This window comes from Nocardia sp. NPDC058519, from assembly GCF_042719755.1.
Lineage (GTDB): Bacteria > Actinomycetota > Actinomycetes > Mycobacteriales > Mycobacteriaceae > Nocardia.
This window is the reverse complement of sequence record NZ_JBHXNK010000025.1, coordinates 31,271-44,483: the sequence shown is the minus strand read 5'-3', so window position 1 is coordinate 44,483 and position 13,213 is coordinate 31,271. Positions and strand designations below refer to the sequence as shown.

General features: G+C 68.2%; 16 protein-coding genes. 7 read left to right on the top strand and 9 right to left on the bottom strand.

From position 1 onward, the window contains the following. Positions 1-69: 69 nt before the first annotated feature. The 4 genes from prcA to dop all read right to left on the bottom strand — a co-directional run bounded on the left by prcA (position 70) and on the right by dop (position 3,489). Positions 70-837, bottom strand: a complete 768-nt coding sequence (gene prcA, locus ACFWPK_RS25125) for a proteasome subunit alpha (RefSeq protein ID WP_378919668.1) — start codon at positions 835-837, stop codon at positions 70-72. Continuing rightward, complete coding sequence (gene prcB, locus ACFWPK_RS25120; RefSeq protein WP_378919666.1) at positions 834-1,610, bottom strand: proteasome subunit beta; 777 nt, start codon at positions 1,608-1,610, stop codon at positions 834-836. Before prcB ends, prcA begins: the two co-directional genes overlap by 4 nt. 65 nt (positions 1,611-1,675) lie before the next feature. Continuing rightward, entirely contained in the window at positions 1,676-1,870 is a 195-nt protein-coding gene (locus ACFWPK_RS25115; protein ID WP_019047503.1) for a ubiquitin-like protein Pup, read from the bottom strand. 119 nt (positions 1,871-1,989) lie between these two features. After that, the gene (gene dop / locus ACFWPK_RS25110; protein WP_378919664.1) at positions 1,990-3,489 is read right to left on the bottom strand and encodes a depupylase/deamidase Dop; all 1,500 of its coding nucleotides are present in this window, start codon (positions 3,487-3,489) and stop codon (positions 1,990-1,992) included. A 217-nt stretch (positions 3,490-3,706) separates the two neighbouring features. Between dop and ACFWPK_RS25105 the strand changes: the two genes are divergently transcribed. Further along, a complete protein-coding gene (locus ACFWPK_RS25105) occupies positions 3,707-4,888 on the top strand; it encodes a DUF418 domain-containing protein (RefSeq protein ID WP_378919662.1) in 1,182 nt (393 codons plus the stop codon). Position 4,889: 1 nt separating this feature from the next. Here the strand turns inward: ACFWPK_RS25105 and ACFWPK_RS25100 are convergent, their stop codons facing one another. After that, positions 4,890-5,615 (bottom strand): TetR/AcrR family transcriptional regulator, encoded by a 726-nt coding sequence (locus ACFWPK_RS25100; RefSeq protein ID WP_378919660.1) that lies wholly within the window; start codon positions 5,613-5,615, stop codon positions 4,890-4,892. Positions 5,616-5,726: 111 nt separating this feature from the next. Between ACFWPK_RS25100 and ACFWPK_RS25095 the strand changes: the two genes are divergently transcribed. From ACFWPK_RS25095 to ACFWPK_RS25075, 5 genes are all read left to right on the top strand, one after another. Then, a complete protein-coding gene (locus tag ACFWPK_RS25095) occupies positions 5,727-6,620 on the top strand; it encodes a diiron oxygenase (protein ID WP_378919659.1) in 894 nt (297 codons plus the stop codon). After that, positions 6,617-7,558: a DUF4873 domain-containing protein gene (locus ACFWPK_RS25090; RefSeq protein ID WP_378919657.1), complete on the top strand. Its 942-nt coding sequence runs from the start codon at positions 6,617-6,619 to the stop codon at positions 7,556-7,558. Before ACFWPK_RS25095 ends, ACFWPK_RS25090 begins: the two co-directional genes overlap by 4 nt. A 37-nt stretch (positions 7,559-7,595) precedes the next feature. Next, entirely contained in the window at positions 7,596-7,895 is a 300-nt protein-coding gene (locus ACFWPK_RS25085; RefSeq protein WP_378919655.1) for a DUF6412 domain-containing protein, read from the top strand. 94 nt (positions 7,896-7,989) lie between these two features. Continuing rightward, positions 7,990-8,874, top strand: coding sequence for a membrane protein insertase YidC (gene yidC / locus ACFWPK_RS25080; RefSeq protein WP_378919653.1), 885 nt, complete (start codon positions 7,990-7,992; stop codon positions 8,872-8,874). Between the two features lie 36 nt (positions 8,875-8,910). Continuing rightward, positions 8,911-9,462, top strand: a complete 552-nt coding sequence (locus ACFWPK_RS25075) for an NUDIX domain-containing protein (RefSeq protein ID WP_378919651.1) — start codon at positions 8,911-8,913, stop codon at positions 9,460-9,462. Between the two features lie 4 nt (positions 9,463-9,466). Here the strand turns inward: ACFWPK_RS25075 and ACFWPK_RS25070 are convergent, their stop codons facing one another. Beyond that, positions 9,467-9,835, bottom strand: coding sequence for an arsenate reductase family protein (locus ACFWPK_RS25070; protein WP_378919649.1), 369 nt, complete (start codon positions 9,833-9,835; stop codon positions 9,467-9,469). Positions 9,836-9,892: 57 nt separating this feature from the next. Here ACFWPK_RS25070 and ACFWPK_RS25065 point away from each other — a divergent pair, with 57 nt between their 5' ends. After that, positions 9,893-10,396, top strand: a complete 504-nt coding sequence (locus ACFWPK_RS25065) for a nitroreductase/quinone reductase family protein (RefSeq protein WP_378919647.1) — start codon at positions 9,893-9,895, stop codon at positions 10,394-10,396. Between the two features lie 53 nt (positions 10,397-10,449). Here the strand turns inward: ACFWPK_RS25065 and ACFWPK_RS25060 are convergent, their stop codons facing one another. Genes ACFWPK_RS25060 through ACFWPK_RS25050 form a run of 3 tightly spaced genes read right to left on the bottom strand, consistent with a single transcriptional unit; the run spans position 10,450 to position 13,170 of the window. Then, complete coding sequence (locus tag ACFWPK_RS25060; RefSeq protein ID WP_378919646.1) at positions 10,450-11,592, bottom strand: ABC transporter substrate-binding protein; 1,143 nt, start codon at positions 11,590-11,592, stop codon at positions 10,450-10,452. 13 nt (positions 11,593-11,605) lie between these two features. Beyond that, positions 11,606-12,370 (bottom strand): ABC transporter permease, encoded by a 765-nt coding sequence (locus tag ACFWPK_RS25055; RefSeq protein WP_378919644.1) that lies wholly within the window; start codon positions 12,368-12,370, stop codon positions 11,606-11,608. Then, positions 12,367-13,170, bottom strand: a complete 804-nt coding sequence (locus ACFWPK_RS25050; protein ID WP_378919642.1) for an ABC transporter ATP-binding protein — start codon at positions 13,168-13,170, stop codon at positions 12,367-12,369. Before ACFWPK_RS25050 ends, ACFWPK_RS25055 begins: the two co-directional genes overlap by 4 nt. Between the last annotated feature and the right edge of the window lie 43 nt (positions 13,171-13,213).

The following is a 13,213-nucleotide window of genomic DNA, read 5'->3' as shown; positions in this document are numbered from 1 at the left end:
GCGCACACGACGAGATCGGGCCTGCGAACCGCAGTGATTCGCAGGCCCGATCATGATCGTGACGGTGGGTTATTTCCCCGCGTCGTCCTCGGGCTCGGGCAGCTTCGCCTCTTTGACCGGTTTGGGCTTGGACGCGGCGAGCGCCGACTCCAGGGCGGCGCCCTGCAGCCTGCGGAACGCCCGGCGCGGACGCTGCTGCTCGAGCGTGGCCACCTCGAGCGAGGCCTCACCGAGCGAGCGCTTGTCCTTGTCGGCCTCGGGCTGACCGGCCAGCAGTGCGCCGATCGCCACCTTCAACGCGTCGTCCAGCGACAGACCCGGCTTGTAGGCGGCCTTGAGCTGGGTCAGGATCGGCTCGGTGGTGCCGCCCATGACGACGTACTCGCGTTCGTCGACGATGGACCCGTCGAAGGTGATCCGGTACAGCACCGAGGTCGGCGCCTGTTCCGGATAGCCGACTTCGGCGACACACAGCTCCACCTCGTAGGGCTTGAGCTGATCGGTGAAGATCGAACCCAGACTCTGCGCGTACAGGTTGGCCAGCCCACGCCCGGTGACATCGCGCCGGTCGTACTGGTAACCCTTGAGGTCGGCCTGCAGGATGCCGCCGCGGCGCAGGGCCTCGAACTCGTTGTACTTGCCGACCGCGGCGAACCCGATACGGTCGTAGAGCTCGCTGACCTTGTGCAACGTCGCCGAGGGGTTCTCGGCGACGAACAGCACGCCGTCGGCGTAGACCAGCACCACCACGCTGCGACCGCGACCGATGCCCTTGCGGGCGAGCTCGGTCTTGTCGCGCATGATCTGCTCGGCCGAGGCGTAATACGGCAGCGTCATAGGACGGCGCCCCCTTCTTCCGCGGCTTCCCGGTCGGCGATCACACCGCGGGCGATCTCGGCGAGGAGGTCCTCGCCGATCTCGGCCGCACCATCGGCGTCGATCACCACCGCTGTCGGGTAGATCCCGCGCAGCATGTCGGGACCACCGGTGGCGGTGTCGTCGTCGGCGGCGTCGAACAGCGATTCCACCGCGATCCGCAGAGCCCGGTCCTGATCGATGCCGCGCTGGTAGAGCTTCTTCAGCGACGACTTCGCGAACATCGAACCGGAGCCGACGGCGGTGTAGCCGAATCGCTCCTCGCTGCGCCCGCCGACCACGTCGTAGGACACGATGCGGCCGGATCGGTCGAGGTCGAGGATCTGGTCGTCGAAACCGACCAGCAGCGGGATCGCGGCCAATCCCTGCATGGCGGCAGGCAGATTGTCGCGAACCATCTTCGACAGCTTGTTGGCTTTACCGTCGAAGGTGAGCGGTACGCCTTCGATCTTCTCGTAATACTCCAGCTCCACCGCGAACAGCCGAACCATTTCGATCGCGATGCCCGCGGTGCCCGCGATGCCGGCCGCCGAGAAGGTGTCGGTGATGTACACCTTCTCGGTGTCGCGGCTGGCGAGCAGGTTGCCCATGGTGGCCCTGCGGTCGCCCGCGATCAGCACGCCGCCACGGTAGGTGACCGCGACGATGGTGGTGCCGTGTGGCGCCAGGTCCTTCGTCGCGGTCAGATCCGAGGCCGGGAACTTGTTGGCGGGCAACAGGTCCGGTGCGTGCATGCGGAGATGTTCGGTGAACGAGGAGAGAGCCCGCCCCGCGTGGAGGCGCAAGGGGTCACCTGAGGTCACTGGCCGCCCTTCTGCACATATGCCCGCACGAAGTCCTCGGCGTTCTCTTCGAGCACGTCATCGATCTCATCGAGCAAGTCGTCGGTTTCCTCCGCGAGCTTCTCGCGGCGTTCCTGCCCTGCCGCGTCGACGCCCTCGGGGCCCTCGTCCTCGTCGCCACCCCCGGCGCGCTTGGTCTGCTCTTGTGCCATGGCAGCCGACCTCCTCTTCCTCATCACGATGATCGTGTATGTCCTACAACCCTACCGAGCCGATCCGACAAGGTGGTCGATAGCGATCGGATTGTCGCGCGGTCGTGCCGCTGATCGCGTCAGTGGGTAAGCTGATCGACCAGTTCCGCGGCCGTGCGCGAGGCGTCGAGCAGCTTGCCGACGTGCGCTTTCGTGCCACGGCGCGGTTCCAGCGTGGGGATCCGCACCAGCGAATCACCACCGAGATCGAAGATCACCGAATCCCAACTGGCGGCGGCGATATCGGCGCCGAAACGGCGCAGGCACTCACCGCGGAAGTAGGCGCGGGTGTCGGTGGGCGGATTGGTCATCGCGTCGAGCACCTGCTGTTCGCTGACGAGCCGCTTCATCGACCCGCGCGCGACCAGACGGTTGTAGAGCCCCTTGTCCAGGCGCACATCGGAGTACTGCAGGTCCATCAGGTGCAGCTTCGGCGCGGCCCAGCCGAGGCCCTCACGGGTGCGCATGCCCTCGAGCAGGCGCAGTTTGGCAGGCCAGTCGAGCAGGTGCGCGGCTTCCATCGGGTCGCGCTCGAGCAGGTCGAGGACCATCGCCCAGTTGTCGAGGATGTCGAGCACGCGCGGGTCGTCGTTGCCTTCGCGGTGGACGAACTTGGCCGCCCGCTCGTGGTAGAGCCGTTGCAGCGCAAGGCCGGTCAGCTCGCGGCCGTCGACAAGGGCGACGGTGGCGCGCAGCGTCGGGTCGTGGCTGATCTGGTGCACGGCGGTGACCGGGCGGGCCAGCTGGAACTCCGAGAGGTCCTCGCCGCCCTCGATCATGTCGAGCACCAGCGCGGTGGTGCCGACCTTGAGGTAGGTCGACATCTCGGCGAGATTGGCGTCGCCGATGATCACGTGTAGTCGCCGGTACTTGTCGGCGTCGGCGTGCGGCTCGTCGCGGGTGTTGATGATGCCGCGCTTGAGCGTGGTCTCCAGGCCGACCTCGACCTCGATGTAGTCGGCACGCTGGGACAGCTGGAAACCGGCGTGGTCACCGGACTGGCCGATGCCGACCCGGCCCGCACCGCAGATCACCTGGCGGGAGACGAAGAACGGCGTCAGGCCCGCGATGATGTGACTGAACGGGGTGTCGCGGCTCATCAAGTAGTTCTCGTGGGTGCCGTAGGAAGCGCCCTTGCCGTCGACATTGTTCTTGTACAGCTGCAGCCGGGGCGCCCCTGGCACGCTCGAGGCATGCCGGGCGGCCGCCTCCATCACCCGCTCGCCCGCTTTGTCCCAGATGACCGCGTCGAGCGGGTCGACGACCTCGGGGGCGGAGTACTCCGGGTGAGCGTGGTCGACGTAGAGCCGGGCGCCGTTGGTGAGGATCATGTTCGCCGCGCCGACCTCGTCGGCGTCGATGACCGGCGCTGGCCCGCTCATCCGGCTCAGGTCGAATCCACGCGCGTCACGCAGCGGGGATTCCACCTCGTAGTCCCACCGGGTCCGCTTGGCTCGCGGCACTCCCGCGGCGGCGGCGTAGGCGAGAACGGCCTGCGTGGAGGTGAGAATCGGGTTGGCCGTCGGCTCCGTGGGGGTCGAGATGCCGTATTCGACCTCGATTCCGATGATGCGCTGCATGCTGACGAGCCTAATGGGTGCCGCCGCGCAGCGGTCCTAAGTCGCTCGCGCACGGCCGGAGCGAATGCGGAGGTACGCCTAGGCGACGCGCCGGACCCACACCCGCATCTCGGCCCAGCGGGCTGCCTGGAGGCCAGGAACGTCCCCCAAGAGGGGGACCAGGAGATCGTCCTCGTGAGCGATCCGCTGGGCGGGTTCTCGCGCCGATACTCGGTGCATGACCGACGCCGTCGCCCCCGCCACCGAAGCGCCCGCCACGCCCCGGCCCGCTCGCATGATCGCGCTGGATGTGCTGCGCGGCATCGCGATCCTGGGCACCCTCGGTACCAATATCTGGATCTTCACCAACTCCGCCGGCATGGTCGGCTACCTCGACGAGCTCGGCGCGACCCCCGAGAACGCCTGGATGTGGTCCGAAAGGGTGCTCCAGCAGCTCGCGCAGGGCAAATTCCTCGGCCTGCTGACGGTGATGTTCGGGATCGGGCTGGCCATCCAGCAGGGTTCGGCGCAGCGGGGAGGCCGGCCGTGGCCCGGCAAATACCCCTACCGCGCGGGGCTGCTGCTCCTGGACGGCCTACTGAACTTTCTGCTCGTCGCGGAGTTCGATGTGCTGATGGGTTACGCGCTGACCGGCCTCGTCGTCGCGTACGTACTCGCGACAAGCGAACGAGCACAACGCCGTTGGCTGATCGTCGCCGCCTCGGTCCACGTGACGATGTTGACGTTGATCGCCGCCGCCTGGGCCTTCGCACCACAAGAGGAGAGCGCCGACTCGGCACCGCTGGACCCGAATCCCTACGCGGACGGTTCCTTCTGGGATCTGGTGCTGTTCCGGATCGACAACGCGCTGATCTTCCGGCTGGAGACGGTCTTCGTGTTCCCGATGTCGATCGCGCTGTTCCTGGTCGGCGCGCGACTGTTCCGCGCGGGCGTGTTCCGGCCCGAGGGCGCACGAATTCGCCGGTGGCTCATGGTGATCGGGTTCGCGGTGGCCGCGCCGCTGGATCTGGCGGTCGGCATCGCGGGCGGCGGCGACCTCGTCTTCTTCACGCGGTACGGAACGGCACCGTTCGTCGCCCTCGGAATCTTGGCGGCGGTCGCCGAGTTCTACCTGCGCAGGCCGCACCTCGGGTTCGCGGGCGAACGACTGAGCGAGGTCGGCCGCACAGCCCTCAGCTGCTACATCCTGCAGAACCTGATCGCCGGAATGCTGTGCTACGGCTGGGGTTTCGGCCTGGCGGCGCGGGTATCGGATTCGGCCAGGGTGCCGTTCACCGTGGCGATCTACCTGCTCGTCGCCGTCGCGATCATCACCTTCGCCCACCTGTGGTTACGCAGGTTCGAGCGCGGACCGGTGGAGTGGCTGTGGAATCGAACCTATCGCGCACTGGCAGGCTGAGTCAGCGCAGCCGCTCGGCGGGCGGCGGTGCCGCGTCCGGCGCGATGAGCAGGTCGGAGACCAGCGAATCCCGCTGCAGCGGAACGCCGAGACTGCGGGCGTTGCCCTCGAACAGCGACAGCACCGACTCGGTCAGAATGCCCTGCACCTGCTCGGTGGTGAGCACGGGCTCCGGATCCGCGCGCCAATTCGCCACCACACCGTCGACGAGACCGACCATGCCGAACGCCATCGGCCGCCCGCGCGCCGGGTCGATACCGAACCGGGCCAGGGTGGCCGCGAAGATATCGGCGAGCTGGCCACCCACCGCGCGCCCGGCGCCGCTGAGACTCGGCGCGCCCTGTGGTGCCGCGTCGCCGAGGAAGCGGTGCAGGTTCGGGTGGCGTTCGATCCAGCCGAGGTAGGTGGCGACGGCGCCGCGTACGGCGTCTTTGAGCGTGCCGTCGGACTGCAGAGCGGGCAGCAGCTCCGCGAGCAGCAGTTCCAGGATCCGCTGTCGCGACAGCGCGTCGAGTTCGGCCCTGCCGCCGACATGGCGGTAGACCACCGGCCGCGGCAGTGCCAGGTGTTCGGCAATCAACTGCACCGAGATCTCGAGCCCGTGTTCCTCGATCACCTCGATGGCGGCATCGATCATCTCCGCACGACGGCGCTCTTTATGGCCGTGCCAACGGGTAGCGCGACCGTCGGCTGCGGTCTGGTCGGCGTGCGCGGATGGTGCAGTCACAGTGCTAAGGATACCCGTGCCGATATTGACTGTTACACAGCGTTCCATTAACCTTGGTGATACACGCTGTAACACCTAGCGTGGCATGTTCCGCCCGAGAGTGAGCCCGCGATGCCCAACGCAACCGCCTCCCCGCGCGATTCCTTCGCCCAGCGCCTACTGATCGGCTCGGTGCGAAAATCTTATGACCCGGTGGTCGACATCGACTGGGCAGAACCCCTCGACCCGGCGAAGCTGTTCCTGCCCCCGCGCGTCATCTCGCTCTACGGCACCGACCTGTGGAACGCGATGACACCCGACCAGCAGCGGGAGCTCTCGCGCCAGGAACTGGCCAATGTGCTCTCGGTCGGCATCTGGTTCGAGAACCTGCTCAACCGGCTGCTGCTTCGCGAGCTCCTCCACGGCGACCCCACGTCCGCGACCTCGCACTACACGCTCACCGAGATGGCCGACGAGTGCAGGCACATGATGATGTTCGGCAAGCTCATCGAGCGCGTCGAAGCCCGCCCGTACTGGCCACGTCGGACGGCGCGGCTCGCGATCACGGCATTGCCCGCCGTGCTGCGCGGCCCGATGGTGTGGGTGGCGGCGCTGGTCGGCGAGGAGATCTTCGACGCGCTGCAGCGCCGGATGCTCGACGATCCGCAGTTGCAGCCGATCGTCGCGCGGACCATGCGCATCCACGTCACCGAGGAGGCGCGCCACATCGGCTTCGCCAGGGACGCGCTGGCGCGGCGGGTGCCCGCGATGTCGTCTGGTGAGCGCGCTTATATCCGCTTGTGCGTGGCGGTGGCGGGACCGCTGTTCATCGCGCTGACCACCAACCGGCATATGTACCTTCGCGCCGGACTCGACAGTCGCCAGGCACACCGGGCCGCGATGCGTAATCCGATCGCGCGCGAGTCCAGGGCGGCCGGGGCCGCGGAACTGGTGGCGTTCCTCGACCAGTACGGACTGATCGGATCGGTCGGCCGGAGGCGGTGGCGGGCGGTGGGTCTGCTGTGAGCGTCGCTGTGATCGGCACCGGATCCGGGGCGGTCGTGCGGGCGCTGCGAGCGGCCGGTGTTGTCGATGTGATTGTCTACGAACTGGTTTCAGGCGGTGATCCGCCCGATTCCGCGATCGGCGGACCGCGCCGGACGTCTTCGACGACACGGCGGAGGTGGCGACATCGCGAGGATCAGCCGGTTCCCCGGCGCCTGGTCGAGGTCAGTGAACTCGTTTTCGATGAGGACGAGGACCGGTGGCAGATCCACCTGGCCGGTATCGAGCCCGAGCACGCGCGGGTTGTCATCCTGACTGCCGAACCTGCCGGCGTGCAGCTAGGAGTGACGGGCCGCGAGTCACGGACACTCGACGCAGCATGGTCGCCCACACCGGTCACCTTTCGCGGCATCGCCACCCGCGGCTTCCCGAACCTGTTCTTCGCCTACGGGACCGAACCCGTTGTCCGGGCGGAGTCTTCCGCACACCGGGTCGATCTCATCGCGACCTGGGTCCGCGCCCTCCAGCGGCAATCGGGCACCCGGATCGAAGTGCGGGCCAGCGCCCAGCACGAATATCACCGTCGGCTCGGCATGACACCGGACACCGCTCGCCGCCCCGGTCGCCCGCGACCCCACCACTTCGACATCACGGTCGCCGCCGACCGGCAGCCCGACCACGACTACGCCGGACCCGCCGTCCTGGATCTACCCGGCGCCGAATACCCCGTCCTCGCCACCCTCACCGGCCACACCGACCCGATCGACGGCCGCTACCACTGGTACGGCCGCCTCGATCCCGCCGAGACCACCACCCTCCCCGAACCGACGCGAGCATCCGCCTTCCTGGTTCTGCCGGGCCGCGAACCCGCCGCGGCGCACCTCACCGAACGCGACCCGTGGGGCAACCTCCGCGTGACCGGCGCCGGCACCCCGCCCTTCGCGCCAGAGCCGCAGTAGCGACGCCCGCACCCCCAGCCCCGGTATGCTCGGCGACATGCAGGCACGGGCGTGGGTGATGGCGTACGCGGTTCTCGCGTGCGTGCTGCCCGCCTTCGTGCTCATCTCCACGCCCGGCGGTGAGGCCACGCGCATGCTCGCGTTCGGTGCCGTCGCCGCCGCGATGGTGTGCGCGCTGGTCGCGATCACCAGCCGCAGTCAGCCGCCTGTGCGCCTGGCGTGTGCGGGTCCACCGCGGTCGGCGCAGCGCCGATTGCGCGGTTCCTTTCTGCGACAGAGCAATCCGGATGCCGCCGGTCGTCCACGTCCACGAGCTCCGGGGATCGATCACCACTGACAGGTGCCGCGCCGTCGGCGCCGCCTGTCGGATTTCGTGATCCCACTCCCCCTTTCGTGCGTTCGCGCACGCTTCCAGGACAGGTCGTCCCGTCATGCTCGATTTCGTCTATTTTCCCGTGTCCGCGGTCCTGTGGTGCTGGCACCAGCTGTTCGCGATCCCGCTCGGCCCCGCCAGCGGTCTCGCGTGGCTACTCGCCGTCGTCGCCTTGGTCGTCACCGTCCGCGCACTGCTCGTGCGCACCGCCCTCCGGCAAGCCCGGTCCCAGCAAGTCCTGCGTTCCCTGCAACCGCAGATGGACGCCATTCGCCGCACCCATCGCGACGATCCGCGCGCCCAGGCCGAGAAGATCCGGCTGCTCCATCGCGAGCACAACGTCAGCATGTTCGCCGGATTCGTCCCGCTGATCGCCCAGGGACTCGTCTTCCTCGGCCTGTTCCACGTGCTGCGCTCGTTCGACCGCACCGGCACCTACGCGGTCGGCCCGTTCACGTCGACGGACAGCCCACTGCCGGTCGAGGTCAACAGCGCCACCGCGAACTACCTGTTCGGCGCACCCGAGGTTCGCGCGTTCCTCGATGCCAGGTTGTTCGGCGCACCGCTCTCGGCGACCCTCAGCGGCGCGGGCGAGGTTTTCGTGGCGGTCGCCGTCCTCGCCGTCCCGCTGGTGCTGATCGCCGCCCTCGCCACGCACTTCACGGCCCGGCTCACCCCGCCGGTCGGGGACAACAGCACGGCCACGATCATGCGCAACCTGTCGCTGTGGGTGTTCCCGGCTGGTGCGCTCATCGGCGGTGCCATCCTGCCGGTCGTCGTGCTCACCTACTTCGCCACCAACGCCCTGTGGACCTGCGGCCAGCAGTATCTGATCCGGCGCGTACTCGCCGCCGAGGCGGCCACGGAAAAGGCGCTCATCACCGCGGCTGCCCGAGCCTCCGCGCCTCGGCCGGGGGTGAAGCCACAGCGCCGGAAACGGTGAACAGCGGACCGGGCACCCGGCGGTTACCCTCGGGCGGTGTCAGCGAATCCGGAGGCCGAACTGCTCGCCGTCTACGACGCCGAAGGGCAGGTGATCGGCGAGGCCGATCGAGGCACCGTCTATCGCGAGGGACTGTGGCACGCCAGCGCGGGTGTGCTGGTCCGGTCGGCCGACGGCGATCGGGTGTACGTCCATCGGCGCACCGACAGCAAACTCGTCTTCGCGGGCATGCACGACTGCCTCGCGGGCGGCGTGGTCGACGCGGGCGAGCACCCGTCCGACACCGCGATCCGCGAACTCCGCGAGGAACTCGGCATCGTCGTCCCCTCGGGCACGGTACTTCCGTTGCGCGCCACCGCGTCCTGGGACGGCGACTGGGCGGGCCGCGCGCTGCGCTGTCACCTGTTCGGTTACGAGTACCGCTGCGACGGTCCGATCGTCCACCAGCCGTCCGAGATCGCGGACGGCTGGTGGTGGACCGATGCCGAACTGCGCGCGCACCTGCGTGATCCGGCGTGGCCCTTCGTTCCCGACACACGGGTGGTCCTGGACGGCCTGCTCACCGGAGGAGACGGCTCGCGACGCTGACTCATCAGTCGAGGCTGCGCAGTGTTTCCTCGTCGCGGGCCACCACCGCGCCACCGTCGGCGGTGAGCACGATCGGCCGCTGGATCAGCTTCGGATGCTGGGCCAGCGCGGTCAGCCACTGCTCCCGATCCGCCTCGGTGCGACCCCATCCCGCCATCCCGAGGTCCTTGGCGATCTGCTCGCCGGTGCGGGTGATGTCCCACGGCTCGGCGCCGAGCCGCGTCAGCACCGCCCGCAGTTCCTCGACCGTCGGCGGATCATCGAGGTAGCGGCGCACGGTGTACTCCACCCCGGTCGCGTCGAGGTGCGCGGTGGCATTGCGGCTCTTCGTGCAGCGCGGGTTGTGCCAGATCTCGGTCTGCCCAGATGTCATATCGGCAGCGTAGTCAGGCGCCATGCGGGCACCTCCACACGTGGCGATACTGGAACTATGAGCGACACCGCATCCCCCGAGAATCCCTACGGCACACCGACCACCACCGGGCCGGAACCGATCCGCTCCTATCAGGCCAAGGTCAATACCCTGATCCGCGGCCTGCTGAAGGTGCCGTTCCTGTCGGGCATCGTCGGCAAGCATCTGGCCACCCTGCACGTGGTCGGCCGCAAATCCGGCGTGGTCTATGACGTCCCGGTGGCCTACACCGTGCACGACGGCGCCTTGCTGATCGGCACCGCGCTGCGCCCGTGGGTGAAGAATCTGCAGGGCGGTGCGCAAGTGCGTGTCTCGCGTGGCGGCGCGCCCGAAACCTTCACCGCCACGGTGTACACCGGCGAGCAGGACGTCATCGAGCTGTTCGCGGTGATCGCGCGCGACAACAAGCAGAACGCGAAATTCAACGGCATCGGTTACCTCGCCGACGGCGAACCGTCCAAGGCCGACATCTACCAGACCTGGCAGCAGGGCGGCGTCGTCGTCGGGCTGACTCCGCGCTGAGCACACGGCGACGGCCCATCGGAATCCCGATGGACCGTCGTGTGCGGGAGCTGTTACTTACCGCCCTCGGTCGGGGTGACCTGCGCGGGCTGGTAGCTCGCGCCCGTGACATCCACGCCCGCGGCTTTCAACTGGTCGAGCGCCTTGGTGACGTACTCGGTGGTGTAGGCGTCGGAGTCGGGGTCTTTGGTGAGAACCGTTGCGCCCTCGGCGTTCTTGGTGTTCTTGGCGATCGACACCGTGCGATCCCACGCGGTCTTGTCGATGGTGCCGATGCCCGCGGGTGAGGGCCAGATCAACTTGTTCACCTCGTTGATCTGCCACTGCTGGTGTCCCGCACCAAGGGTGGCGCCGGCGGCGACGGTGATGTCGCGGCACTTGTCGAGGTTGTCACGACAGAAGGCCCAGCCCTTGAGCGAGGCGGTCAGGAACTTGACCGTCTGATCCTGGTACTTGCTGTCCTTCAGCTTCTCGGTGTTGGCCCACAGGGCGTCCTGCAGCATGGCCACACCTTCGTCGTTCCAGTCGATGGTGTTGAAATCGTCTGCGGTGTAGAGCTTTCCGGTGGCCGGGTTCTTGGTTTCGAGCAGCTGGGCGTACTCGTTGTAGGACATGGCCTGGGCTGCGGCGATGTCCTTGGCGAGGAAGGCGTTCATGTCGAACTGCTGCTGGACCAGTTTCACGTCCTTGGCCGGGTCGATACCGGCCTTCGTCATCCCGGCGAAGAGCTCGAATTCGTTGCCGTAGCCCCAGTTTCCGACAGTCTTGCCGCGCAGCGCGGCGGGCCCGGCGATATTGTCGGCCTTGAACGACACCTGCTTGGTGCCCGATTTCTGGAAGATCTGCGCGATCTCGGTGATCCCGGCGCCTGCCTCGCGCGAGGCGAGGGCCTTTGGCACCCACGCGACCGCGTAGTCGGCCTGCCCCTGGGCGAGCACCGTCTGCGGCACGATGTCGGTGCCGCCGTCGAGGATCTCGACCGACAGGCCCTGTTCCTTGTAGAACCCCTGGTCCACGGCGGCCAGGTAGCCCGCGAACTGCCCCTGCTTGAACCATTGCAGCTGCAAGGTCACCTTGGTGAGGCCGTCGGCGGTGGTCTCGGAGCCACTGTCGGTGGTGCTACAGCCGGTCAGCGCGGCGGCGGCCACGGCGGCCAGCGCCACCGCGGTGCGCAGCCGGAGTGCGGTCTTGCTCATGGATGGATCTCCCTCATCGGATCGTGGACAGCAGCGGGGTTCGGGGTCGGCGGGTGAGTTGTTCGAGCAGCAACACGGCGGCCAGGAACACGAGGCCGACACACATCGCGCCGACGACGTAGGCCCAGGCCCGCGGATAGGCGGTATTGGCCGCGGCGGACGTGATCCGGCTGCCGAGCCCGTTCTGCAGGCCGCCGAAGTATTCGGCGATGATGGCCGCGATGACCGCGCCGGGCGCGGCGATCCGCAAACCGGTGAACAGGTGCGGCAGCGCGGCGGGCAGGCGCACAGTGCGGGTGATCTGCCACCCCGACGCGGCGTAGGAGCTCATCAGATCGGCCTGCACCTTGGGCACCTGACGCAGCCCGCGCGCGGTGCTGACGAAGACCGGGAAGAACACGACGATGGTGACGACGAGCCGTCGCGGCGTCTCGGTGGTCGTGGAGTACATCGAGTTCAGCAGCGGTGCCAGGGCCACGATCGGCACCGCGGCGGCGGCCGCGGCCAACGGGGTGAGCAACCCGTCGATCAGCGCGAACCGCACCGCGAGAACGGCGGCGACCAAGCCCAGCACCGTCCCGGCGACGAACCCGATCAGCGCGTTCGTGCCGGTGGCGAGGGACGCGTCGAGGATCCGGCCCGCGTTCTCGACGAACTGGGTGGCGATCGCGCTGGGCGCAGGCAACAGGAACGCGGGCACGCCCCCCACCACGGTGAGCACCTGCCACAGCGCGAGGACGACGACACCGACCAGTAGCGGTGGCAGCCAGGTCCTCATCGCAGATCCCGTCCGGCCACGGCCGTGTCGGTGTGCTCGCCGCGCAGTGCCGCGCGCACCGCGGCGACGGCGGCGAAGAACTCGGTGGAGGCCCGTACGTCGGTGCCCGCCTCACGATCCCAGCCACCGGTCGGCACGATGTCGCTGATCCGGCCTGGTCGCGCGGACAGCACCACCACCCGGTCCGACAGGTACACCGCCTCGGGAATCGAGTGGGTGACGAACACGACGGCGGCGCCGGTCTCCCCCGCGATGCGCAGCAACTCGCCCTGCATGCGTTCTCTGGTCATCTCGTCGAGCGCACCGAACGGTTCGTCCATCAGCAGCAGCGACGGTTTGCGGGCCAGCGCACGGGCGATGGCCACGCGTTGCTGCATGCCGCCGGACAGCTCCGCCGGATATCGGTCGGCGAACTCGCTGAGCCCCGCCATGGCGAGCAGTTCGGCACTGCGTGCCTTGCGCTGCGCCTTGGGTACCTTGTGCAACTCGAGTGGCAGTTCGACATTGGCTGCGACAGTGCGCCATTCGAGCAGGCCGGCCTGCTGGAACGCGATGCCGTAATCCTGGTCGATCCTGGCCTGACGCGCGAGCTTGCCGTGCACGCACACAGTGCCGGTGCTCGGGGTCTCGAGGTCGGCGATGATCCGCAGCAGGGTGGACTTGCCACAGCCCGAAGGTCCGATGAGCGAGACGAATTCGCCCGCCGCGACGGTGAGCGAAACGTCCGACAGCGCTGTCACCGCACCGGCGGCGAAGGTCTTGCCGAGCTGGCTCAGCTCGACCGCGGCGGAGGTGGTCATGGGTACTTCTTCCTGAAACGTTGTCGTGGAGAGTGTTTCGGCG